Annotated in this window: 18 protein-coding genes; 8 read left to right on the top strand and 10 right to left on the bottom strand. The window is 64.4% G+C overall.

Annotated elements, in window-relative coordinates:
• Positions 1–50: 50 nt before the first annotated feature.
• Positions 51–1,280, bottom strand: coding sequence for an MFS transporter (locus tag CHB99_RS23670; protein ID WP_042124833.1), 1,230 nt, complete (start codon positions 1,278–1,280; stop codon positions 51–53).
• Positions 1,281–1,656: 376 nt separating this feature from the next.
• Here CHB99_RS23670 and CHB99_RS23665 point away from each other — a divergent pair, with 376 nt between their 5' ends.
• The 3 genes from CHB99_RS23665 to CHB99_RS23655 are packed head-to-tail and all read left to right on the top strand — an operon-like array spanning position 1,657 to position 4,273.
• Positions 1,657–3,096: a cytochrome ubiquinol oxidase subunit I gene (locus CHB99_RS23665; protein ID WP_042124831.1), complete on the top strand. Its 1,440-nt coding sequence runs from the start codon at positions 1,657–1,659 to the stop codon at positions 3,094–3,096.
• A gap of 3 nt (positions 3,097–3,099) precedes the next feature.
• Positions 3,100–4,107, top strand: coding sequence for a cytochrome d ubiquinol oxidase subunit II (cydB, locus tag CHB99_RS23660; protein WP_042124829.1), 1,008 nt, complete (start codon positions 3,100–3,102; stop codon positions 4,105–4,107).
• Between the two features lie 13 nt (positions 4,108–4,120).
• The gene (locus CHB99_RS23655; protein WP_042124827.1) at positions 4,121–4,273 is read left to right on the top strand and encodes a DUF2474 domain-containing protein; all 153 of its coding nucleotides are present in this window, start codon (positions 4,121–4,123) and stop codon (positions 4,271–4,273) included.
• Between the two features lie 135 nt (positions 4,274–4,408).
• Here the strand turns inward: CHB99_RS23655 and CHB99_RS23650 are convergent, their stop codons facing one another.
• Together CHB99_RS23650 and CHB99_RS23645 are read right to left on the bottom strand one after the other, a co-directional pair.
• Complete coding sequence (locus tag CHB99_RS23650) at positions 4,409–5,533, bottom strand: methyltransferase (RefSeq protein ID WP_042124826.1); 1,125 nt, start codon at positions 5,531–5,533, stop codon at positions 4,409–4,411.
• A gap of 85 nt (positions 5,534–5,618) precedes the next feature.
• A complete protein-coding gene (locus tag CHB99_RS23645) occupies positions 5,619–6,323 on the bottom strand; it encodes a LuxR family transcriptional regulator (protein WP_042124824.1) in 705 nt (234 codons plus the stop codon).
• Positions 6,324–6,568: 245 nt separating this feature from the next.
• Between CHB99_RS23645 and CHB99_RS23640 the strand changes: the two genes are divergently transcribed.
• On the top strand, positions 6,569–7,345 hold the full coding sequence (locus tag CHB99_RS23640) for a ferredoxin--NADP reductase (protein WP_042124822.1): 777 nt from the start codon (positions 6,569–6,571) through the stop codon (positions 7,343–7,345).
• Positions 7,346–7,501: 156 nt separating this feature from the next.
• On the opposite strand, the gene mscL is transcribed toward CHB99_RS23640, so the two are convergent.
• Complete coding sequence (gene mscL, locus CHB99_RS23635) at positions 7,502–7,915, bottom strand: large-conductance mechanosensitive channel protein MscL (protein ID WP_042124819.1); 414 nt, start codon at positions 7,913–7,915, stop codon at positions 7,502–7,504.
• Positions 7,916–8,083: 168 nt separating this feature from the next.
• Between mscL and radA the strand changes: the two genes are divergently transcribed.
• Positions 8,084–9,454, top strand: a complete 1,371-nt coding sequence (gene radA / locus CHB99_RS23630; protein ID WP_042124817.1) for a DNA repair protein RadA — start codon at positions 8,084–8,086, stop codon at positions 9,452–9,454.
• Between the two features lie 61 nt (positions 9,455–9,515).
• Here the strand turns inward: radA and CHB99_RS23625 are convergent, their stop codons facing one another.
• The 4 genes from CHB99_RS23625 to CHB99_RS23610 form a co-directional block, all read right to left on the bottom strand.
• Positions 9,516–10,328, bottom strand: coding sequence for a copper chaperone (locus CHB99_RS23625; protein WP_052419429.1), 813 nt, complete (start codon positions 10,326–10,328; stop codon positions 9,516–9,518).
• 2 nt (positions 10,329–10,330) lie between these two features.
• Positions 10,331–11,899 carry a DUF7868 domain-containing protein gene (locus tag CHB99_RS23620; RefSeq protein WP_042124815.1) on the bottom strand — a complete coding sequence of 523 codons (1,569 nt, stop codon included), beginning with the start codon at positions 11,897–11,899 and terminating at the stop codon, positions 10,331–10,333.
• Between the two features lie 174 nt (positions 11,900–12,073).
• Entirely contained in the window at positions 12,074–13,594 is a 1,521-nt protein-coding gene (locus CHB99_RS23615; protein WP_042124811.1) for a nucleobase:cation symporter-2 family protein, read from the bottom strand.
• Positions 13,595–13,857: 263 nt separating this feature from the next.
• Positions 13,858–14,223 carry a PilZ domain-containing protein gene (locus CHB99_RS23610; protein WP_042124809.1) on the bottom strand — a complete coding sequence of 122 codons (366 nt, stop codon included), beginning with the start codon at positions 14,221–14,223 and terminating at the stop codon, positions 13,858–13,860.
• 183 nt (positions 14,224–14,406) lie between these two features.
• On the opposite strand from CHB99_RS23610, the gene CHB99_RS23605 reads away from it, so the two are divergent.
• From CHB99_RS23605 to yjiA, 3 genes are all read left to right on the top strand, one after another.
• Positions 14,407–16,473: a carbon starvation CstA family protein gene (locus CHB99_RS23605; RefSeq protein ID WP_042124808.1), complete on the top strand. Its 2,067-nt coding sequence runs from the start codon at positions 14,407–14,409 to the stop codon at positions 16,471–16,473.
• 15 nt (positions 16,474–16,488) lie between these two features.
• Positions 16,489–16,686 (top strand): YbdD/YjiX family protein, encoded by a 198-nt coding sequence (locus CHB99_RS23600; protein WP_028944033.1) that lies wholly within the window; start codon positions 16,489–16,491, stop codon positions 16,684–16,686.
• An 88-nt stretch (positions 16,687–16,774) separates the two neighbouring features.
• Positions 16,775–17,755: a GTPase gene (yjiA, locus tag CHB99_RS23595; protein WP_042124806.1), complete on the top strand. Its 981-nt coding sequence runs from the start codon at positions 16,775–16,777 to the stop codon at positions 17,753–17,755.
• Between the two features lie 178 nt (positions 17,756–17,933).
• Here the strand turns inward: yjiA and glyA are convergent, their stop codons facing one another.
• Together glyA and CHB99_RS23585 are read right to left on the bottom strand one after the other, a co-directional pair.
• Complete coding sequence (gene glyA / locus CHB99_RS23590; protein WP_042124804.1) at positions 17,934–19,187, bottom strand: serine hydroxymethyltransferase; 1,254 nt, start codon at positions 19,185–19,187, stop codon at positions 17,934–17,936.
• A 118-nt stretch (positions 19,188–19,305) separates the two neighbouring features.
• Positions 19,306–23,154: a sensor domain-containing protein gene (locus tag CHB99_RS23585; protein ID WP_042124802.1), complete on the bottom strand. Its 3,849-nt coding sequence runs from the start codon at positions 23,152–23,154 to the stop codon at positions 19,306–19,308.
• Between the last annotated feature and the right edge of the window lie 188 nt (positions 23,155–23,342).

Raw genomic sequence — 23,342 nt, 5'->3', positions numbered from 1 at the left:
GGTGGTTCGTCACACGACAAGCCACGCTCCTACAGTGGGACGCGGAGTCGTCAGGTCGAGCGCCGGCTATGCATATGATCCCGCCCCGCCAGGCTCGGAAACAGCTTGATCCACACCCCGGTCACCACCAGCGTCCCGACGCCACCCAGCACCACCGCCGGCACCGTGCCGAACCAGTGCGCGGTCACCCCTGACTCGAACTCGCCCAACTGGTTCGAAGCACCAATGAACAAACCGTTCACCGCACTCACCCGTCCGCGCATCTCGTCCGGCGTCTCCAACTGCACGAAGGCGCCGCGGATCACCATGCTGATCATGTCGGCCGCGCCGAGCACGGCCAGCACCGCCAGGGAGAACCAGAACGAGGTGGACAGGCCGAAGGCGATGGTCGCCACGCCGAATACCCCGACCGCGGTGAACATCACCCGGCCGACCTTGCGCTCCACCGGGAAGCGCGCCAGCCACAGCGACATCAGCAACGCCCCCACCGCCGGTGCCGAGCGCAGCAGGCCAAGGCCCCAGGGACCGGTGAGCAGGATGTCCTTGGCGAACACCGGCAACAACGCGGTGGCGCCGCCCAGCAGCACGGCGAACAGGTCGAGCGAAATCGCCCCGAGGATATCCGGGCGACTGCGGATGAAGCGGATCCCCGCCAGCAGCGATTCGATGCTGGCGCGGCCCTGGGCCAGCGGGGCCTGCCGCGCGGTCAGGCTGAGGGTCAGGCAGCAGGCGATGACATACAGGCACACCGTCGGCCCGTACACCCAGACGCTGCCGAAGGCATAGAGAACGCCGCCCAGGGCCGGGGCGACGATGGTCGCCGACTGCATCGCCGAGGCCGACGCCGCCACCGCTCGCGGAAACAGCTCCGGCGGCACCACGTTGGGCAGCAGCGCCTGGGTCGCCGGCATCTCGAACGAACGGGCGGCGCCGAGGAGGAAGGCGAGGATGAAGATCAGCTCGCGACTCACCGAGTCGGTGCTACTGGCCAGCGCCAGCGCCAGGGCGATCAGCGCCTGCAGGCTCTGGCACAGGGCGGCGACGCGACGCCGGTCGTAGCGGTCGGCGACATGCCCGGTGTGCAGCATGAACAGCACCCGCGGGGCGAACTCCACCAGGCCGACCAGACCCAGGTCGAGCACGTTGCCGGTCAACTGGTAGAGGTGCCAGCCGATGGCCACGGTGAGCATCTGGAAGCCGCTGGCGGTGAACACCCGGGCCAGCCAGAACGACAGGAAGGGACGGTGATGACGAAGCAGCAACGGAGCCGTGGCGGACATGGGCGAAGGCGGAGTCTTGATGGGAACGGGGTGTGGCAGCGTAACACCTGGCTGTAACAAAAGGTTGCAGGAAACGCCGAACCCGTTCGCTGAGCGCACCGTTTCACATTTTCGTAAAGAGGGTGAGGCAACCGGTCACGCGGCAATCAACCACACAACCGCGCGGAGGGTTCGGGACTATCCTTTCTCCCTGTCATTGATCTGGATCAATAGTTGCCCCTGCAACGATCCGCTCGACGACGGGCCCGCGGGCCACCGATCCCTGGGGTGGGAAATTTCTCAGAACAATTCGAACAGGTTGCACCCAACCACCACGGGGGCAGTTGGCGTCAAGGCAACGGACCCTGACGCCGGATTACCTGACAGAGGAAGCACCATGTTCGGATCAGAGGCCCTCGATCTCGCCCGAATGCAGTTCGCGTTCACCGTGTCCTTTCACATCCTGTTCCCTGCCATCACCATCGGTCTCGCCAGCTACCTGGCGGTGCTCGAAGGCCTCTGGCTGAAAACCAACGAAGCGGTCTACCGCGACCTCTACCACTTCTGGTCGAAGATCTTCGCGGTCAACTTCGGCATGGGCGTGGTATCCGGGCTGGTCATGGCCTACCAGTTCGGCACCAACTGGAGCCGCTTCTCCGACTTCGCCGGCGCGGTGACCGGGCCCTTGCTGACCTACGAGGTACTCACCGCGTTCTTCCTCGAAGCCGGTTTCCTCGGTGTCATGCTCTTCGGCTGGAATCGCGTCGGCCGTGGCCTGCACTTCTTCTCCACGGTGATGGTGGCCCTGGGGACGCTGGTCTCGACCTTCTGGATCCTCGCCTCCAACAGCTGGATGCAGACGCCCCAGGGCTTCGAGATCGTTGATGGCCGGGTGATTCCGGTGGACTGGCTGGCGGTGATCTTCAACCCGTCGTTCCCCTACCGCCTGATGCACATGGCCACCGCGGCCTTCGTCGCCACCGCGTTCTTCGTCGGCGCCTCGGCGGCCTGGCACCTGCTGCGCGGGCGCGACAACCCGGCGATCCGCAAGATGCTCTCGATGGCCATGTGGATGGCCCTGATCGTCGCCCCGATCCAGGCGGTGATCGGCGATTTCCACGGCCTCAACACCCTCAAGCACCAGCCGGTGAAGATCGCCGCCATCGAGGGGCACTGGGAAAACGTCGGCGACGAACCGACCCCGCTGATCCTCTTCGGCATCCCCGACATGCAGGCCGAGACCACCCGCTTCAAGCTGGAAATTCCGGCCCTGGGCAGCCTGATCCTGACCCACAGCCTGGACAAGCAAGTGCCGGCGATGAAGGACTTCCCGCCCGAGGACCGGCCCAACTCCACCGTGGTGTTCTGGTCGTTCCGCATCATGGTCGGCCTCGGCATGCTGATGATCTTCGTCGGCCTGTGGAGCCTGTGGCTGCGCAAGCGCGGCAGCCTCTACAGCTCGCGGCCGTTCCTCTACCTGACCCTGTGGATGGGGCCGTCCGGGTTGATCGCGATCCTCGCCGGCTGGTTCACCACCGAGGTCGGCCGTCAGCCGTGGGTGGTCTATGGCCTGATGCGCACCGCCGATGGCGCCTCCAACCACAGCTACGCACAGCTCGGTTTCACCCTGATCATGTTCGTGGTGGTGTATTTCGCCCTGTTCGGCGCGGGCCTGGGCTACATGATGCGCCTGGTGCGCAAGGGACCGAAGACCGGCGAAGGCAACGAGACCAACCCCGGCGGCCCCGGCCAGCCGCGCACACCGGCGCGGCCGCTGTCGGCGGCGAAAGACGACCACGACCTCGGCGATGTCAGCCTGAACAAAGAAGGACACTGAATCATGGGAATCGATCTTCCGCTGATCTGGGCCGTGATCATCATCTTCGGCGTGATGATGTACGTGGTCATGGACGGTTTCGACCTGGGCATCGGCATCCTCTTCCCGTTCGTCAAGGGCGAACAGGATCGCGATGTGATGATGAACACCGTGGCGCCGGTCTGGGACGGCAACGAGACCTGGCTGGTGCTGGGCGGGGCGGGGTTGTTCGGCGCCTTCCCGCTGGCCTACTCGGTGGTGCTCTCGGCGCTGTACCTGCCGCTGATGCTGATGCTGGTGGGCCTGATCTTCCGCGGCGTGGCCTTCGAGTTCCGCTTCAAGGCCAAGGCCGACAAGCGCCACCTGTGGGACAAGGCCTTCATCTGGGGTTCGCTGGCGGCGACCTTCTTCCAGGGCGTGGCCCTGGGTGCCTTCATGGAAGGCTTCAAGGTGGTCGACAGGCAGTATGCCGGCGGCACCCTGGACTGGCTGACGCCGTTCAGCCTGTTCAGCGGCCTCGGCCTGATCGTCGCCTACGCGCTGCTCGGCTGCACCTGGCTGATCATGAAGACCGAAGGCAGGCTCCAGGAGCAGATGCACAACCTTGGCCGGCCGCTGGCCCTGGCCTTGCTGCTGGTGATCGGCATCGTCAGCCTGTGGACGCCGCTGGCCTATCCGCAGATTGCCGAGCGCTGGTTCAGCGTGCCCAACCTGTTCTGGTTCATGCCGGTGCCGCTGCTGGTCCTGGTGACCTTCTACGGCCTGCTCCAGGCGGTGAAGCGCAACGCCCACTACACGCCGTTCCTGCTCACCCTGGTGCTGATCTTCCTCGGCTACAGCGGCCTGGGCATCAGCCTGTGGCCGAACATCATCCCGCCGTCGATCTCGATCTGGGACGCCGCCGCGCCGCCGCAGAGCCAGGGCTTCATGCTGGTCGGCACGCTGTTCATCCTGCCGTTCATCCTCGGCTACACCTTCTGGAGCTACTACGTGTTCCGCGGCAAGGTGACCCATGAACATGGCTATCACTAGGAGGGTTCAGGGTATGAAAGGCAACGATACCTTCGAGCCGGAGAAGAAGCCGCTGTGGCAGCGGCTGGGCTGGCTGGCGCTGATCTGGACGCTGAGTGTGGCGAGCCTGGCGGTGGTGGCGTGGCTGATGCGCCTGTTCATGAGTGCGGCGGGGTTGAGCACGTAGGAGCTGGCTTGCCTGCGATGGACCGCGCAGCGGTCCCAGGCCTCACTGCTGTCTGGGACCGCTGCGCGGTCCTTCGCAGTGGTTCGTCACACGACAAGCCAGCTCCTACAAGAAGCAGCGCAATTTCTTCGCGTTTTATTTCCGCGCCTTGAGAATCACGAACTTCGGCGTCGCCGCCACCTGTTCCACACCACGGAACAACCGCGCCAGCTTGGTGTGGTAGCCCAGGTGGCGGTTACCCACGACATACAGCGCCCCCCCCACCACCAGCGCCTCCCGGGCCTGCTGGAACATGCGCCAGGCGAGGAAATCGCCGACCACCTGCTGCTGGTGGAACGGCGGGTTGCACAGCACCACGTCCAGCGAGTTCGCCACCTGACCGTCCAGGCCATCCGCCGCGCGGATTTCCACTTCCCGCTCGCCCAGCGCCGCACGCCAGTTCTCCGCGGCTGATTGCACCGCCATATAGGACTCGTCCACCAGGGTGTAGTGCGCCTGCGGGTTGTCCAGGGCACTGGCGATCGCCAGCACGCCATTGCCGCAGCCGAGGTCCGCCACCCGGGCGTTGCCAAGGTTGCGCGGCAGGTGCGGAAGAAACGCGCGGGTGCCGATATCCAGCCCTTCGCGGCAGAACACGTTGGCATGGTTGACCAGTTCCAGTACCGGCTTGTCCAGGCGGTAGCGGGTCGGGTAGGGCGACTGCGCGGGCGCCTTCGTCTCGAAAGTGGCGACCAGCAGGCGAGCCTTCTTCTGCGCCAGCGAAGCCTGCATCGGCCCAATGTACTGCTCCAGCAGATCCCCGGCGGCCCGTGGCAGGTGCTTGATCATCGCCCCGGCGACCACGCGCGCGCCCGGTGCCAGTTGGCCTTGCAGGCGAATCAACTGTTCTTCGAGCAAGGCCAGGGTTTTCGGCACCCGCACCAGGACATAGTCGAACGGCCCCTGACAAGGCGCGCTGGCCGGCACGAAGGGCACGCCGTCCCAGGGCTGGTCGTTGCGTGGCAGGTTCTTCTCCAGGCCGAGGCGAGCGAGGAAGGAATCGCCGCTGCTGGTCACCGCGAAGCGCTCGCGCAGGCTGATGGCCAGGCCGCCGAAGCTGTCGTTGAGGACCAGCACCCGGGCGCCACCGGGCAGGTCCTGTTCGGCCACGTGCTCCAGCAGGTATTCGTCGGCGGCGTCGAAGGCCTGCAGGGGATCGTTGGCGTAGTCGGGCTGGCGGATCAGGTCGAGGTGGGCGAAGGGGCTGGTCAGCAAAGGCATGGGTCGAGGCTCTGGGGCATGGGTGTGCACTGCCGGGCAGTGACAGACAGGCGCCGATTCTACAGGGCTTTGCCTTCGAGCGGGGTCACAGCAGTCCGTGCATGGCGGCGATGGCCACGGCGCCGGCCTTGTTGTTGGCGTGCATCTTGGAGATGACGCTGCGGATATGGAAATTCACCGTGCTCTGCGACAGGGTGAGGATGCAGGCGATGTCCGAGGCGGTCTTGCCGGCGGCGGACCATTTCAGCACTTCGCGCTCGCGCTCGGACAGACCGAAGCCATTGGGTTGCAGCGGATTGATGCATTCGAGCATGACCGTGTGCATGACATTGCACAGCCACAGGGCCTGGCCGGTCTTGTCATAGAACTCGGCTACGCTGATAGCGTTTTCGCTGCGCACCAGGCTGAGCACACTGTTGTTGCCGCGGATATCGTGGGCGGCCTGGCTCCAGCCGTGGGTGAGGCCATTGGCCTTGGCTTCTTCGCGCAATTGCGGGGTCTGTTCGAATACCGAGTCTTCCCACAGCAGCGGGATCAGCGAGTGACGGCAATGGTGGAAGGTCGGGTCCTGGGTCAGGTAGTTGCGTTCCTGGTACAACGCGTTCCACTCGGTGGAAAAGTTGTTGTACATCAGGTACTGGGGGGTGAGGCCGCTCGCCTGGCTCTGCACCACCAGCCCCAGGTATTGCATGCCCAACTGCTCGACCAGGGACAGGGCGGTTTCGAAGATACGCTCAGGATCCCGTTCGCCGATCAGGCTTTCGAGCTGCTCTTGCTTCCAGTGCGGCATTGACGGGTCGCTCCCTGTGCATGGATCCAAGTTTTCCGCTGCGGCTTCGTCAGTATAGGAATTGTCCTACAATGCGATTGGTTTTTTTCGCTATAAGTTGACCTATGTCATGGTCGGCGAAGGACAGTTGAGGTAACAGGATGTTTGCCGTGCGCCGAGGTTTTTCGTACAAGGCCTACAAACCGGCGGTGTTTATTCTGATGGCTTTGCGCGACACTGGGCGAACCCGATTTGTGGAGCGAACCATGACTGCCAGCGCGGAGAAATACACCCGCCAGACCCTCCTTGATGTCCAGCCGCTGACCCCCAGCCTCTTCAGCTTGCGCACCACCCGCGATGCCGGTTTCCGCTTTCGGGCCGGCCAGTTCGCTCGCCTGGGCGTGACCAAGGCCGATGGCAGCGTGGTCTGGCGCGCCTATTCGATGGTGTCGTCGCCGTTCGACGAACACCTGGACTTCTATTCCATCGTGGTGCCGGGCGGTGAGTTCACCAGTGAGTTGAGCCGCCTGCGCGAAGGCGACGAACTGCTGATCGACCGCCAGGCCTTCGGCTACCTGACCCTCGATCGCTTCGTCGACGGCCGCGATCTGTGGCTGCTGGCGACCGGTACCGGGATCGCCCCGTTCCTCTCGATCCTGCAGGACTTCGAGGCCTGGGAGCGTTTCGAGCGGATCAAACTGGTGTATTCGGTGCGCGAGGCGCGTGAGCTGGCGTATCTGGATCTGATCGCCGGGCTGGAGCAGCGCGACTACCTGGCGGAGTACGCCGGCAAGCTGCAGTTCATCCCGGTGGTGACCCGCGAGCAGCATCCGGGGGCGCTGAATGGGCGCATCACCACGCTGATCGAGAACGGCGAGCTGGAGCGGGCGGCTGGGCTGGAGCTGACTCCGGAGCATTCGCGGGTGATGCTCTGTGGCAACCCCGAGATGATCGACGACACGCGCAAGGTGCTGAAGGCCAGGGAGTTGAACCTGAGCCTGAGCCGGCGGCCGGGGCAGGTGGCGGTCGAAACTTACTGGTGAGAGTCATTGGGACCGCCTTGCGGTCCTTCGCGGTGGTTCGTCACACGACAAGCCACGCTCCTACGAGTGCAGCGCGGATCGGGCTCTTGCATGTGGACGCGGATTTTGTAGGAGCGCGGCTTGCCCGCGAAGGGCCGCATAGCGGCCCCAAAAATCTCAAGGCTTGTTGTTCTGAGCCTTCAACAGATCGCGAATCTCGGTCAGCAAGGTCTCCTGCGGGGTAGGCGCCGGCGGTACGGACGGTGCCACCGCTTCTTCACGCTTCAGCCGGTTGATCACTTTCACACCCATGAAGATCGCGAAGGCCACGATCACGAAGTCGATGATGGTCTGAATGAATTTGCCATAGGCCAGCATCACCGCCGGCGCCTCGCCTTCGGCGGCCTTCAGCGTGATCGCCAGGTCACTGAAGTCCACTCCGCCCACCAACAAGCCTATGGGCGGCATCACCACATCGCCGACAAAAGATGAAACGATCTTGCCGAAGGCCGCGCCGATGATGATACCAACGGCCATGTCGACGACATTGCCCTTGACCGCAAAGGCTTTGAATTCACTGATCACGCCCATGGTTTATTCCTTGTAACAATTGAAAGGGGACAACGCAGTGTAATTCAGCTGCTGGCTTCATGCGTTGTGTCGCCTGCAAATGACCGTGCTCATAGCCAAGGGTTTGCCACGATTGGCGCCTTTCCCGGCGCGGCGGCTATCATGGCGACTTTTTCCAGGAGACTGCCCATGGCCAAGGCCAAGCGCTTGTACGGCTGCACCGAGTGCGGCGCGACCTTTCCGAAATGGGCCGGCCAGTGCAGCGAATGCGGCGCCTGGAACACCCTGACCGAGACCATGATCGAGAGCGGCGGCGCCGCGGCGCCCAGCGGTCGTACCGGTTGGGCCGGGCAGCAGGCGCAGATCAAGACCCTCGCCGAGGTCTCCATCGAGGAAATCCCGCGGTTCTCCACCGCCAGCGCCGAGCTCGACCGCGTCCTCGGCGGCGGGCTGGTGGACGGTTCGGTGGTGCTGATCGGCGGCGACCCGGGGATCGGCAAGTCCACCATCCTCCTGCAGACCCTCTGCCACATCGCCACGCGCATGCCGGCGCTGTACGTCACCGGTGAGGAATCCCAGCAGCAGGTGGCGATGCGCGGGCGTCGCCTGGGGCTGCCGCTGGATCAACTGCGGGTGATGACCGAGACCTGCATCGAAAGCATCATCGCCACCGCGCGCAGCGAAAAACCCAAGGTCATGGTGATCGACTCGATCCAGACCATCTTCACCGAGCAACTGCAATCCGCCCCCGGCGGCGTCGCCCAGGTCCGCGAGAGCGCCGCGCTGCTGGTGCGCTACGCCAAGCAGAGCGGCACGGCGATCTTCCTCGTCGGCCACGTGACCAAGGAAGGCGCCCTGGCCGGTCCGCGGGTGCTGGAGCACATGGTCGACACCGTGCTGTATTTCGAGGGCGAGTCCGATGGCCGCCTGCGCCTGTTGCGCGCGGTGAAGAACCGCTTCGGCGCGGTCAACGAACTGGGCGTGTTCGGCATGACCGACCGTGGCCTGAAGGAAGTCTCCAACCCGTCGGCGATCTTCCTCACCCGGGCTCAGGAGGCGGTTCCGGGCAGTGTGGTCATGGCCACCTGGGAAGGTACCCGGCCGATGCTGGTGGAGGTCCAGGCGCTGGTGGACGACAGCCATCTGGCCAACCCGCGGCGGGTCACCCTGGGCCTGGACCAGAACCGCCTGGCCATGCTTCTGGCGGTCCTGCACCGCCACGGCGGCATTCCCACCCACGACCAGGACGTGTTCCTCAACGTGGTCGGCGGGGTCAAGGTGCTGGAGACCGCCTCCGACCTGGCCCTGCTCGCCGCCGTGATGTCGAGCCTGCGCAACCGGCCGCTGTCACAGGGCCTGCTGGTGTTCGGCGAAGTCGGTCTGTCCGGCGAGGTACGGCCGGTGCCGAGTGGCCAGGAGCGTCTGAAGGAAGCGGCCAAGCACGGCTTCAAGCGTGCCATCGTGCCCAAGGGCAATGCGCCGAAGGAGGCGCCGGCGGGTCTTCAGGTGATCGCCGTGACCCGTCTGGAACAAGCCCTCGACGCGCTGTTCGAGGAATGAGCGGAGCAGGGCCTGCCCGCGCGCAGGCCCGCGACGACTGTCCGCGGGCCTGGCTGCAGGTTCACCGCCTGGCTGGGACGCTGGTGGCGACAGGTTTGCAGCGGTTGGAGCGGTACTTCTTCAACTGTGGCGAGGCCGCGATGGTGAGGCGCTGAGGCAAGGGTAACGGCCAGCGCCATGCCGCCTGGCGCCCCAGGCGTTGGCGCTCATGCACCAGCCAGAGCATACCGACCAGCATCAGCGGCAGATGCCCTTGCTCCACCAGCATCGGCAGCAACATCAACGGCCAGCAGGCGGCGATGCACCAGTTGCCCTTGACCACGCCGTAGCGCAGGCAGTCGCGGACCATGGCCCAGCCGAACGCGGAAATCCGCGGCAGGTAGTGACAGTGGTTCAGCGCCTGTTGCTTGACCGGTGTCGCCTGCCAGAACAGGACGACTCCCAGAGCCAACAGTGCCGCGTATCCGCCGTTGTCGCCCGTGAGCAGTTTCAGCCCGATGGACAGCCCGGTCAGCAGCAGGCCGGCCAGGCTCCACACCAGTACGTAGCCGCACAGGAACAGCGCCACGGCCAGCGGACGACGCCGTGGCAGACTGCGTTGCCACAGGTAGTCCAGGGGCGCGGCCAACAGGGGCGGCATCATCGCCAGCAGCATCATCCACCAGGCCAGCAGCAGCCCCAGCGGATCGAGGGACAGCGCCTGGGTGACGCCGTGCCAGCCCAGCGCGGAGAGCACTCCGGCGATGGAGCCGCAGAAGTCGGGCAGCGCCGATTGTGTCGGCGCCGCCACCAATGCGGCCCACCCGGCCAGGCTGGCGGTCGCCAGCCATGGCCAGGGGCTGTGCAGCCAGGCGGTGGTCAGCCTGACATCCATCATCACTCGCCTTGGCGGTAAATGCTGATGCGGCCGACCGTGATGTCATCGCCGTCGAACAGGTTCTGGTCCGGGAACAGGCTGACCTGCAGGTGGGCCAGATCCAGGTCGCCACCCTGGCGCAGCACCTCGATCACCTGGGTGATCTCCAGCGAAGCGCTGAGACCGCTGCCGCCGTGGCTGGTGTTGACGTCACTGGCCGACGAGACGCCGAACAGCGAGACCGAACCCGCGTGCAGTTCCGGATGTGTGTCCGGTTGCTCGCCTTGCGGCAGGTTGACGTAGACGTCGATCAGTACCGCGTTGCGCTGGCCACGGATGTTTTCCAGGTTGAGGAAGATCCGTTCATGCTTGGGCGCGGCGGCGTTCTCCGCCACCAGGCTCTTGGCCGCGAGACGTCGGGATACCTTGGCAAGCCCCGATTTGTCCAGATGCACCCTGGTATCGCCCTTGCGTCCTACCAGCTTCAAGGTGTCACTGTTGGCGCCGATCAGTTCGACGTCGACTTCGGGTTCGTCCACGGCCGCTACCGTCGGTTGAGCGACGAATGCCGCCGCTGCCAGTTTTTCTTGCGGTGCCTTCGGTACCGGGTCATAGAAACTTTCATAGGTATAAGGCTGATCCTTGAGCTCCAGCGTTTCATGGACCTTCCAGAAGCGACTTTCGCCGTTCACCGTCGGCAGGATGAACGGACGGCCCAGGGGTGGACCATCGACGAACTTGGGCTTGGTCGAATTGTGGTGGCTCGGGTCACGGTTCAGCCAGATCTGCCAGAGACGGTCGATGTTGGCGTGGTGCAGCCAGAACACCGGATCGAGGCCGGCGGTGTCCGGATCGGACATCAGCCCCGCACGGAAAGCCGGATCCTTGACCGGCAGGCCGTTGTCGCCACCGACCATGGTATGCACGAAGTTGTGCGGGCTGGATTCCAGCAGGCCGCTGGGGTGGCCGGCGTTGTGGTTGAAGCCGGTGGACGGGCCACCGAAGCCAGGAGAGCCGCCATTCTCTTTGCGGGTGAACTGGTCTTCGTTGAATGCTGCTGTCAGATCGAGCTTTGCCGGGTTCAGTCGGATGATGCCGTCCTTCTGTGAACCGAAGCGCAGCACTACCGGCAGCGCCAGAGGGTTCGGCGTGCCGTCGGGCAGGGTTTCGCTGTAGAACTCTTCCGGCAGCCCGAGGGTTTCCGGACGGGTCTGGTACTCGTCGTAGTTCCAGTACGGCAGGGCCCAGTCAGCCGGGCCACCGAGCTTGACCACCGCGGCGCGGACGATCTCCTCGAAGGACAGCAGGTACGGACGGTGCCACGGCAGGAAGTACCAGGACTGGTGCTGGCACTGTTTCCAGTACAGCTCGCGGTCCTTCAGGCTCGGCAGTTTGTCGACCTTCTTGTCGTAATAGCCTTCGGTTTCCCAGATGCTCGCGTTGAAGCCATGGATCGCAGCGAGAAAACGCCAGCTGGTGGGGTCGTTCAGCGGGCGCGACTGCAGTTCGCGGACGGCTTTCGCATACCACAGCAGCGTCGGGTTCCAGGTCTCGCCGAGGTTCCACAAATCCTTGCGCACATAAGTCATGTTCACGCTCTCCCTGTTCCATGTGAGGTGGTGTTCCATACCGGCCCGAAGACGATAGACCAGTAGAGGCACAGTGCCATATCGCTCTGTCGGATTGTTGAAGGAAATGTGCGCGCGCCAATCAATGAAAAGGGGCCGATGCTTGCGCATCGGCCCCCGGGGTCTGGCGTGTCGTCAGTGTTCGGCGACGGCTGATCGTCGCGAGCCTGTTCCGCCATGTTCTCCTTCGGCGACCATCGGGATTTCCTTGCCTTCGGCATCGAACAGCTTGCCGTCCTTGAAGTAGTCGCCATCACGCAGGGCGGAGATATCGGAGTACACCACCGTGCGCTCGTAACCGGCCGCGAACACGGATTGCTGGTCGGAATTGCCGGCCTTGAGGTGGTTGAACAGCAGGTTCAGGGCAATGGCCATGATCGCAGCGGAACTGATGCCCGAGTGGAAGATGGTCTCGAACCAGCGCGGGAAGTGATCGTAGAAGTTCGGCGCGGCGATCGGGATCATGCCGAAGCCCAGGGAGGCGGCGACGATGATCAGGTTCATGTTGTTCTTGTACTCGACCTTGGACAGGGTGCGGATACCGCTGGCGGCCACGGTGCCGAACAGGACGATACCGGCGCCACCGAGGACCGAAGTCGGCACCGCGGCAATCACCCGGCCCATGATCGGCAGCAGGCCGAGGACCACCAGGATGACCCCGCCAGTGGCGACCACGTAGCGGCTCTTGACTCCGGTCACGGCGACCAGGCCGACGTTCTGGGCGAAGGCGCTCTGGGTGAAGGAGCCGAAGATCGGCGCCAGGATGCTCGACGCCATGTCGGCGCGCAGGCCGTCGCCGAGGCGGCGCGAATCGACCTTGGTGTCGATGATTTCACCGACGGCGAGGATGTCCGCCGAGGTTTCCACCAGGGTCACGATGATCACGATGCACATCGACAGGATCGCCGCGATGTGGAAGGTCGGCATGCCGAAATGGAACGGCGAGGGCATCGCCACCAGCGGGCCTTCCATCACCTTGCTGAAGTCGGCCATGCCCAGCGACCAGGCGATCAGGGTACCGATGATCATCGCCAGGAGGATCGACAGGCGCGAGATCGCCGCGCTACCGAGCTTGCTCAGGGCCAGCACGATACCGAAGGTCAGCGCCGCCAGGCCGATGTTGGCCATGCTGCCGAAGTCCGGTGACTTGCTGTTGCCACCCATCACCCAGCGCGCCGCGACCGGCATCAGGGTCAGGCCGATGGTGGTGATGACGATACCGGTCACCAGTGGCGGGAAGAACTTGGTGATGCGCGAGAAGACCGGCGTGATCAGGAAGCCGATGAACGACGCCGCCATGACCGCGCCGAGCACGCCCGGCAGGCCACCGCCGCCTTCGGTACTGAGGATCGCGCCCATGGTCGCCACACCGGCGAACGAAACGCCCTGGACCAGCGGCAACTGGCAGCCGAAGAACGGCAGGCCGAGGGTTTGCAGAAGCGTTGCCAGACCCCCGGCGAACAGCGACGCGGCGATCAGCAGGCCGATCTCGGCCGGTGTCAGCCCGGCCGCCTGGCCGAGAATAAGGGGTACGGCGACGATACCGCCGTACATCGTCAAGACGTGTTGCAGACCATAGGCCAGGTTGGCGCCTAGACCGAGGTTTTCGTCCTCGGGGCGTTGGGCTGGAGACGTGCTGGATGCGGACGTGTTCATGGGAGCATGGGTCTCTGCTTTATTGTTGTGACGCTACTGTAGACACTCAGTGCATTCGATTGCTAGCAGAATTGTATACAATTTATCGATTGGCGCAGCAACAGTAGGGCCATTGATTTGGCCTTTTGTACTGTGCATCAATCGTTCCAAGTGGATTGGCACGCTGTATCACGGCGACGAAATAACCGTGTACAGCGTGAAAAAAGCTGTCGGAGTGGACAAGAAAGTCGTGGGCAGGGGAATCGATAGCAGGCTAAAAGATTTTAAACTTCGATCAATTCGTGCAATTCACGCATCAACTCGGTGCGGTCAGGCAGATTGAGCTCCACGATGCGGCGCAAATGTTCCATCGAGACGATATCGATATACAGGCAGACGAAACCCAGTTGCGCGTTGTCCAGATGACGCAGTTGCACCTGCATGACCACCTTCGCGTCCTCGTCCAGGTGGATTTCGGCCTCGAACGGTTGCTCGCCATCGGCATCCCAGTCGGCGGGGGCCTCGACCAGCAGGCCTTTGAAGGAAATATCGATCAGCTCGACCGGCCAGCGCCGGGCACCCTGGATCAATTCGGTGGGGGCGTCGAAGGCAATGCGTTTGAAGCGGCGACGATCGTTTTGCTCGTTCATGTTCAGGCCTCCGGGGGGGACCTGTGAACTATAGCGCAGCGCTTGCCAGCGTTTGCCGAGGGGCGCAATCTTGCGTGGTGGCCATGGGCTCTGGAGGCTCTAGACCAACGTTGGGGCTGGCCTTTCCAGTGAGTCTCGCTAGACTCCGGGGGCTACCTTTTATCCACTAGCTGGAAGCGAACCATGAACAACAATAATAGCCTGGCCCGCCATATTCCCTGGCTGGCGCTGGCAGTACTAGGGGCCTGCGCGCTCGGGGTGGTTGCCCTGCGGCGTGGCGAAGCCATCAATGCCTTGTGGATTGTCGTCGCCTCGGTGGCGATCTACCTGGTCGCGTACCGTTACTACAGCCTGTTCATCGCCACCAAGGTGATGCAACTGGACCCGCGTCGGGCCACGCCCGCGGTGCTCAACAACGATGGCCTGGACTACGTCCCGACCAACAAGCACATCCTCTTCGGTCACCATTTCGCCGCCATCGCCGGCGCCGGCCCGCTGGTCGGCCCGGTGCTCGCCGCGCAGATGGGTTACCTGCCCGGCACCCTCTGGCTGATCGCCGGTGTGGTCCTGGCCGGCGCGGTGCAGGACTTCATGGTGCTATTCCTCTCCACCCGTCGCAACGGCCGCTCCCTGGGCGACATGGTGCGCGAGGAGATGGGCCGGATTCCCGGAACCATCGCCCTGTTCGGCTGCTTCCTGATCATGATCATCATCCTCGCGGTGCTGGCGCTGATCGTGGTCAAGGCCCTGGCGGAAAGCCCATGGGGCATGTTCACGGTCATGGCGACCATCCCGATCGCGATGTTCATGGGCATTTACATGCGCTATATCCGCCCGGGGCATATCGGCGAGATCTCGGTGATCGGCGTGGTCCTGCTGCTGCTGTCGATCTGGCTGGGGGGCCAGATCGCCGCGGATCCGGTGTGGGGCCCGGCGTTCACCTTCACCGGCGTGCAGATCACCTGGATGCTGGTGGGCTACGGCTTCGTCGCCGCGGTGCTGCCGGTGTGGCTGGTGCTGGCGCCGCGTGACTACCTGTCGACCTTCCTCAAGATCGGCACCATCGTCGGCCTGGCCATCGGCATCCTGATCATCGCTCCCGAGCTGAAAATGCCGGCGCTGACCCAGTTCACCGACGGCACCGGTCCGGTGTGGAAAGGCACCCTGTTCCCGTTCCTGTTCATCACCATCGCCTGCGGCGCGGTGTCCGGCTTCCACGCGCTGATCTCCTCGGGGACCACGCCGAAGCTGCTGGACAACGAAGTGAACGCCCGCTACATCGGCTACGGCGGCATGCTCATGGAGTCGTTCGTCGCCATCATGGCCATGGTCGCCGCTTCGGTGATCGAGCCGGGCGTGTACTTCGCCATGAACAGCCCGGCGGCGGTGGTCGGTGCCGACGTCGTGTCGGTGGCGCAGACCGTCAGCAGCTGGGGCTTCACCATCACCCCGGAACAACTGGAAGCGACTGCCCGCGACATCGGCGAGCACACCATCCTGGCCCGTGCCGGCGGTGCGCCGACCCTGGCGGTGGGTATCGCGCAGATCCTCCACCAGGTGCTGCCGGGTGAAAACACCATGGCCTTCTGGTACCACTTCGCGATCCTGTTCGAGGCGCTGTTCATCCTCACCGCGGTGGACGCCGGTACCCGTGCCGGTCGCTTCATGCTCCAGGACCTGCTGGGCAGCTTCGTCCCGGCGCTGAAACGTACCGAGTCGTGGGGCGCCAACCTGCTCGCCACCGCCGGCTGCGTGGCGCTCTGGGGCTACCTGCTGTACCAGGGCGTGATCGATCCGCTGGGTGGCATCAACACCTTGTGGCCGCTGTTCGGCATCTCCAACCAGATGCTCGCCGGTATCGCCCTGATGCTCGGCACCGTGGTCCTGATCAAGATGAAGCGTCAGCGCTACATCTGGGTCACCCTGGTGCCGGCCGTGTGGCTGCTGATCTGCACCACCACCGCCGGCCTGATCAAGCTGTTCGACCCGAACCCGGCCGTGGGCTTCCTGGCCCTGGCCAAGAAGTACAGCACCGCGCTGGAAGCCGGTCAGGTCCTGGCTCCGGCCAAGGACATCGGGCAGATGCAGCATGTGATCTTCAACGCCTACACCAACGCGACCCTGACCGTGCTGTTCCTGGTCGTGGTCTTCAGCGTGCTGTTCTTCGCGCTCAAGGTCGGTTATGCCGCCCTCGGCAAGAAAGAACGCAGCGACAAGGAAACCCCGTTCCAGGCTCTGCCGGACGCGTGATCGAGGACTGCAATCATGTTCAACGACCTGGGTCGACTGGGTAAGTACCTGGGGCAGGCAGCCCGCCTGATGGTCGGCATGCCCGACTACGACAACTATGTCGAGCACATGCAGACCAAGCACCCGGACAAACCGGTGATGAGCTACGAGGCGTTCTTCCGCGAACGCCAGGAAGCCCGTTACGGTGGCAAGGGTGGGCCCAAGTGCTGTTGAAAGGCCGCGCTTGAGTCAGTGACACACCTGTGGGAGCCCGGCGCGCCGGGCTCCCACAGTCATTTTCAGCGTCAGGAGAATTTCCCGCGTGCATTCCCCCATTCCCGTGACCGTGCTCAGCGGCTTTCTGGGTGCCGGCAAGACCACCTTGCTGCGGCACATCCTCAAGGCCGAGCACGGCCTGAAAATCGCCGTCATCGAAAACGAATTCAGCGATGCCGGCATCGACAGCCAGTTGCTCGGCGACGCGCCGGTCCAGGTCATGACCCTGGCCAACGGCTGTGTCTGCTGCAGCATCCACACCGACCTGACCAAGGCCCTGTTCCTCCTGCTGGAGCGCCTGGACAGCGGCGAGATCGCCTTCGACCGCCTGGTGATCGAGTGCACCGGCCTGGCCGATCCGGCACCGGTGGCGCAGACCTTCTTCATCGACGAGGAATTGCGCGAGCGCTACATCCTCGACGGCATCATCACCCTGGTCGATGCCGCGCATGCCGAACTGCACCTGACCCAGGCCATCGCCCAGGCCCAGGTCGGTTTCGCCGACCGCCTGCTGCTGAGCAAGACCGACCTGGTGGACGAGGCCACGGTCGATGCGCTGATCGCGCGACTGAGCCGGATCAACCGCCGCGTGCCGGTGCGGGTGGTGGAGCATGGCCGGATCGACCTGGCCGAATTGCTGGATGTGCGTGGTTTCAATCTCAATGCTGACCTGGGTGGTGGGATGCTCCTGCGGCCAGTCGGCGGGACGAGCACGCCAGACCGCATTTCCAGCCTGGTTCTGCGCACGGAAACGCCGCTGGACATCGATCGCCTCAGCGACTTCATGAACGAATTGCTGGAGGAGCATGGCAAGCAGTTGCTGCGCTACAAGGGCGTGCTGAACATCACCGGCGAGGAGCGGCGCCTGGTGTTCCAGGGGGTGTTGAAGCTGTATGGCTTCGACTGGGATACCGAATGGGCCGAGGGCGAGGCGCGTGAGAGCGTGATGGTGTTCATCGCCGATGAGCTGCCGGAAGAGAAGATCCGGGTGGGGTTCGAGGCGTTGGGTCGCGATCTTCGGGCCTGACGTTATCCCCGTAGGAGCGCGGCTTGCCCGCGAAGGCCTGCAAAGCAGGCCCATTCGGGACCGCTGCGCGGTCCTTTCGCGGGCAAGCCACGCTCCTACAGGTTCTGGCCAGAACCGATGTCCCATAAAAAAACCGATGCCGGTCACCCGGCATCGGTTTTTTCATTTCAGCCCTGAATCAGTTGCCGTAGACCGGCAGCTTCTTGCAGATGGCCTTGACCTTCTCGCGAACGGCGTCGATCACCGCTTCGTTGTTCAGGTCGGCGAGGATGTCGCAGATCCAGCCAGCCAGTTCCTTGCACTCGGTTTCCTTGAAACCGCGAGTGGTCACGGCCGGGGTGCCGAAGCGCAGGCCGGAGGTGACGAACGGGGAACGTGGGTCGTTCGGGACGGAGTTCTTGTTCACGGTGATGTAGGCGCGGCCCAGGGCAGCGTCGGCATCTTTACCGGAGATCTCCTGCTTGATCAGCGAGAGCAGGAACAGGTGGTTCTGGGTGCCGCCGGACACCACGTCGAAACCACGCTCGATGAACACGCTGGCCATGGCCTGGGCGTTCTTCACCACCTGCTGCTGGTAAGCCTTGAACTCAGGTTGCAGCGCTTCCTTGAAGCAGATGGCCTTGGCGGCGATCACGTGCTCCAGCGGGCCGCCCTGGGCGCCCGGGAAGACCGCGGAGTTCAGCTTCTTCTCGATGTCGGCGTTGGCGCGAGCGAGGATCAGGCCACCACGCGGACCACGCAGGGTCTTGTGAGTGGTGGTGGTGACCACGTCGGCGAACGGAACAGGGTTCGGGTACACGCCAGCGGCAACCAGGCCGGCAACGTGGGCCATGTCGACGAACAGGTAGGCACCCACTTTGTCGGCGATGGCGCGGAAGCGGGCGAAGTCCAGGACCTGCGAGTAGGCCGAGAAACCGGCGACGATCATCTTCGGCTTGTGCTCGACCGCCAGGCGCTCGACTTCGTCGTAGTCGATCAGGCCGTTGCCGTCGATGCCGTACTGGATGGCGTTGTACAGCTTGCCCGACGAGCTCACGGCGGCGCCGTGGGTCAGGTGACCGCCGTGGGCCAGGCTCATGCCCAGGATGGTGTCGCCGGCCTGCAGCAGGGCCAGGTAGACAGCGGCGTTGGCTTGCGAACCGGCGTGCGGCTGGACGTTGGCGTAGTCGGCGCCGAACAGTTCCTTGGCGCGATCGATGGCCAGTTGCTCGACCACGTCGACGTACTCGCAACCACCGTAGTAACGCTTGCCCGGGTAGCCTTCGGCGTACTTGTTGGTCAGAACCGAGCCTTGAGCTTCCATCACGGCTGGGCTGGTGTAGTTTTCCGAAGCGATCAGCTCGATGTGCTCTTCCTGGCGCTGGGCTTCCTGCTGCATGGCTTCGAAGAGCTCGGCGTCGTACTTGGCAATGGTCAAATCACGGCTGAACATGGCGGTCCTCAAGGATCGGGCTGAAAAGGGGGGCATTCTACCCCATAGACTTTTGTCTGGCATATGAAAGGGGATCATCTGGCGGACAAATGGGATTCAAGCAGCTTGAATCCCGGCACTACTCGAGCATGAACAGGGTTTCGTTGCTGAATTGCGCTTCGAACTGGTTGGCCGGCATCGGCCGGCCGAACAGGTAACCCTGCACCTCGTCGCAGCCATGCTCGCGGAGGAACTCCAACTGCTCGTGGGTTTCCACGCCCTCGGCGATCACCGCCAGGTTGAGGCTGTGGGCCATGGCGATGATCGCCCGGGCGATCTGCGCGTCCTGCTCGCCTTCCGGCAGACCGTCGACGAAGGTACGGTCGATCTTCAGCACGTCGATGGGGAACTGCTTGAGGTAGTTGAGCGACGAGTAGCCGGTGCCGAAGTCGTCGACCGCGATGCTCAGGCCGAGGTTCTTCAGGCTGTCGAGGATCTGCATGGCCTCGTGCACTTCGCGCATCAGGATGCTTTCGGTCAGTTCCAGTTCCAGGCACGCCGGCGGCAGGCCGGTGTCCTTGAGGATACTGGCGATGCGATTGCCCAACTGGCCGTCGGAGAACTGCCGTGCCGAGATGTTCACCGACACCTTGGGTACCCGCACCCGCGCCTGATGCCAGGCCTTGAGCTGGCGGCAGGCCTCGGCGATGACCCAGTCGCCGACGTCCACCACCAGGCCGAGCTCCTCGATCACCGGGATGAAGTCGCCCGGCGGCACCAGCCCGCGTTGCGGATGGCGCCAGCGCAGCAGTGCCTCGGCACCGGTCAGGCGCTTGCCGTCGCCGCTGAACTGCGGTTGGTAATAAAGGATGAACTCGTTCTGCTCCAGGGCATGGCGCAGGTCGCTTTCCAGTTCCAGGCGCTCCAGGGCGCTGGCGTTCATGTCCGCCTGGTAGAACTGGAAGTTGTTCTTGCCGCGCTCCTTGGCGTGGTACATCGCGGTATCGGCGTTCTTCATCAACTGGCTCAGCTCGCTGCCGTCCTGCGGGCTGAGGGCGATGCCGACGCTGGCGGTGACGAAGAACTCGCGGTTTTCCAGGACGAACGGCCGCACCAGGCTGCCAAGGATCTGTTCGGCGACATGGATGGCGCGGTTCAGCGCCATCTCGCGGGTGGCCCGCGGCTGCAGGAGCAGGGTGAACTCGTCGCCGCCCATGCGCGCCACGGTGTCGTCGTCGTCGACGCAATCGAGCAGGCGCTCGGCCATGTCCTTGAGCATGCGGTCGCCGGCGGCGTGGCCGAGGGAGTCGTTGATCGGCTTGAAGCGGTCGAGGTCGAGGAACATCAGCACCACCCACGACTTGTGCCGCTCGGCCTGCTGCAGCGCGGTGTACAGGCGGTCCTGGAACAGCGTGCGGTTGGGCAGGTGGGTGAGGGCGTCGTAGTAGGCCAGGCGGTGGATGCGCTGCTCGCTGGCCTTGCGCTCGCTGATGTCGGTGAAGAAGCACACGTAGCTGGCCAGGTCGCCTTCGTCGTCGAGCACCGCAGTGATGCCGACCCACGCCGGATAATGTTCGCCATTGCGCCGCTTGAGCCACACCTCGCCTTCCCAGGTACCGCGCTGGTGCAGTTGCTTGAGCACGTAGCGCAGGTGCGAATCCTGCTGGTCGTCGACGGTAAGCATGCTCGGCAACTGGTCGAGCACATCGCGCACCGCGTAGCCGCTGACCCGGCTGAACGCTTCGTTGGCCTGGACGATGTAACCGGCCGGGTCGGTGATCAGGATCGCCGAGGTGGAGTGCTCGAAGACCGTGGCCGCCATGCGCAGGTCTTTTTCCGCGCGGCGCTGCTGGCTGATGTCGCGACCGACGCCGAGGATCCCGCCGAATTGGTCGTGCTCGTCCCAGACCAGTACCAGGCGCAGTTCGATGGGGATCTTGCGACCATCGGCGCGCAGGCAGTCGAACAGGAACAGCTGGGTCGGCACCTGGGTGCGCAGGGCCTCCAGTTGCGCGGCGTCGCCGAGGGCGCGGTTGACCCGTTCGACCAGCGTATACAGGCCGGCCAGTTGCGCCGGGTTGGCGATGGTCGACTGCCAGCCGTTGTTGAAGATCCACTCGACGTCGTAGCCCAGTACCGAGCGCACCGACGGACTGACGTAATTGAGGTGAAGCTGGTCGTCGGTGGAGAAGATCACGTCGCTGATGCTCTCGGCGAGCATGCGGTAGCGCTGCTCGCTGTCGCGCAGCGATTCGCTGGCTTCGAGCTGGTCGGTGACGTCCTTGGCCACGCCGATGATCCGTGTGACCTGGCCGCTGGCGTCACGGGTCAGCACCTGTTCACGGATGTCGTAGCGGCGCCAGCGCTGGTCGTGGTGACGGAAGCGCAGCTGGCAATGCAACTGTTCGACATAGCCGTTCTCGCGCTGCTGCTGGCGCAGGCCGCGATACAGCTCGGCGTCCTCCGGGTGCAGGAGGATTTCCCAGAAGAACTCGCCCATGCGGGCCAGCTCGTGGCGCTCGTAGCCCAGGGTCTGGCCCAGGTGGCGGTTGCTGAAGATCATCCGCAGGGACTGCACATCCTGCACGTAGAGCTGGTCGGGGACGGTGCGTACCACATCGGACCAGAAGCTTTCGCGCTCCAGCAGCGACAGCTCGACACGCTTGCGGCTGGTGATGTCGCTGATGCTGAGGATCACCGCCTGATAGTCGCGGCGCTGTTCGGGGAAGCGCACCATCAGCCACAGGTGCTGGTCGAGGCCCTGGTCGGTGGGCAGACGCACTTCCAGTTCCAGTTGCGCCTGGTGGTCCAGCACCGCGCCGACCAGATGCAGGCCGACCCCGTCGTTGTCCAGGGCATTGCCGGCGATCAGGTGACGCCAGGCGCCTTCGCTGCAATCGACGCCGAGCAGGTGCAGGGCGACCTGGTTGACCTCGGTGACCTTCAGTTCGCGCAGCAGCAGCTCGCGCAGGGTCGGGTCGGCTTCCAGGCGGCGCTCCAGGTCGTTGCGGCTGCGCAGGCGCAGGCGCTCGAGGAGGGTCGTGAGTCCGGACAGGTCGAGCACGCAGAGGGCCACGCCGGTGCTTTCGAAAATGTCCTGGTAGCGTCGGCGGCCTTCCTGCAGCAGCAGGTTGCGCCGCCGCATGTTGAACAGCGCGAGCAGCGGCAGCAGGGCGCAGAGCACGCCGAACATGGCCTTGCCGATCAGCGCCGGGAGCAGCTCGCGACGGCTGCGCTCGGCGTCGTGGAAGCCGCGCAGTTGCCAGTTGCTGTTGTCGATGAAGGCCAGCATCACGCTTTGCAGCGGCGCGTCCTCGCTGTTCGACGAGGGCGGCGGACGCAGGCGCAGGTGAGCGCTGATGACCTCGGCGCTCTGGCCGTTCTCCAGTTGCCACTGTGGTGGATTGGCATGTTCCAGGCGTTCGGCCAGTTGCTGGTACCAGGCCGGCTCGAAACGCAGCAGCCACCCGGGGCTGTCCGTGTCGTCGCTCTGGCGCAGCAGCAGGTAGACGAAGGCATTGCCCTCGGCGTTGTTGAAGAAATAAGCGTGCTGGTGACTGCGGCGCAGCAACTCGGCCATCTCGGCCTGGTCGGGCGAGTCGTCCAGGCTGTCGCGCAGGATCCGTCCGTCGGCCGCGACCCAGGCCAGGCTGTCGAGCGCCGGCAGGCGCTGGTGCAGACGGCCGAACAACGCCGGCATGGCCTCGGCGTCCGGTGGCGTGGCGCCGGCGGGCAGCAGGTTGCGGGCGCGCTGGGCTTCCAGGGCCAGGTTCAGGGTCATCCGCTCGGCCAGTTCGGCGTTGGCGTCGATGCTGTGCTGGCGGCGGTCGGCCAGGGTGTGCCGGTACTGCTCCAGGGTCTGCCACGACAGCAACGCCAGCAACAGCAGGACCAGGATCGCCAGGGCGCCCTTCAACGAGCCGCGCAAGGACTGACCCGACGCGGCGGAGGCTTTGCGCGAGGAAGACGGCAGATTGAGATTGGTCAAACGGTGATCCTGCGGTATGGCTGGGACGCGGCAGCGCGTGGTCAGTGCCGACCACACGGGCGGCGATCCAGGGCTGCACTATAAGCCGGACGCCCGAAGGGCGGCTAGCATGCCCTGAAGCGTGGCAAAGTGCCAGTCCTGTTCGTCGCCATGGTGTTTGCCGTCACTACCCTGTCACGCCTCGCGCT

The organism is Pseudomonas japonica, from assembly GCF_900188455.1.
GTDB lineage: Bacteria > Pseudomonadota > Gammaproteobacteria > Pseudomonadales > Pseudomonadaceae > Aquipseudomonas > Aquipseudomonas japonica.
The sequence above is the reverse complement of the archived record's forward strand: the minus strand, read 5'-3'. Positions and strand labels throughout refer to the sequence as shown.

What these genes read in the sequence shown, in the direction of transcription:
- CHB99_RS23670 (WP_042124833.1), bottom strand. Translation starts at nt 1,280, where the DNA reads ATGTCCGCCACGGCTCCGTTGCTGCTTCGTCATCACCGTCCCTTCCTG.
- CHB99_RS23665 (WP_042124831.1), top strand. Translation starts at nt 1,657, where the DNA reads ATGTTCGGATCAGAGGCCCTCGATCTCGCCCGAATGCAGTTCGCGTTC.
- cydB (WP_042124829.1), top strand. Translation starts at nt 3,100, where the DNA reads ATGGGAATCGATCTTCCGCTGATCTGGGCCGTGATCATCATCTTCGGC.
- CHB99_RS23655 (WP_042124827.1), top strand. Translation starts at nt 4,121, where the DNA reads ATGAAAGGCAACGATACCTTCGAGCCGGAGAAGAAGCCGCTGTGGCAG.
- CHB99_RS23650 (WP_042124826.1), bottom strand. Translation starts at nt 5,533, where the DNA reads ATGCCTTTGCTGACCAGCCCCTTCGCCCACCTCGACCTGATCCGCCAG.
- CHB99_RS23645 (WP_042124824.1), bottom strand. Translation starts at nt 6,323, where the DNA reads ATGCCGCACTGGAAGCAAGAGCAGCTCGAAAGCCTGATCGGCGAACGG.
- CHB99_RS23640 (WP_042124822.1), top strand. Translation starts at nt 6,569, where the DNA reads ATGACTGCCAGCGCGGAGAAATACACCCGCCAGACCCTCCTTGATGTC.
- mscL (WP_042124819.1), bottom strand. Translation starts at nt 7,915, where the DNA reads ATGGGCGTGATCAGTGAATTCAAAGCCTTTGCGGTCAAGGGCAATGTC.
- radA (WP_042124817.1), top strand. Translation starts at nt 8,084, where the DNA reads ATGGCCAAGGCCAAGCGCTTGTACGGCTGCACCGAGTGCGGCGCGACC.
- CHB99_RS23625 (WP_052419429.1), bottom strand. Translation starts at nt 10,328, where the DNA reads ATGGATGTCAGGCTGACCACCGCCTGGCTGCACAGCCCCTGGCCATGG.
- CHB99_RS23620 (WP_042124815.1), bottom strand. Translation starts at nt 11,899, where the DNA reads ATGACTTATGTGCGCAAGGATTTGTGGAACCTCGGCGAGACCTGGAAC.
- CHB99_RS23615 (WP_042124811.1), bottom strand. Translation starts at nt 13,594, where the DNA reads ATGAACACGTCCGCATCCAGCACGTCTCCAGCCCAACGCCCCGAGGAC.
- CHB99_RS23610 (WP_042124809.1), bottom strand. Translation starts at nt 14,223, where the DNA reads ATGAACGAGCAAAACGATCGTCGCCGCTTCAAACGCATTGCCTTCGAC.
- CHB99_RS23605 (WP_042124808.1), top strand. Translation starts at nt 14,407, where the DNA reads ATGAACAACAATAATAGCCTGGCCCGCCATATTCCCTGGCTGGCGCTG.
- CHB99_RS23600 (WP_028944033.1), top strand. Translation starts at nt 16,489, where the DNA reads ATGTTCAACGACCTGGGTCGACTGGGTAAGTACCTGGGGCAGGCAGCC.
- glyA (WP_042124804.1), bottom strand. Translation starts at nt 19,187, where the DNA reads ATGTTCAGCCGTGATTTGACCATTGCCAAGTACGACGCCGAGCTCTTC.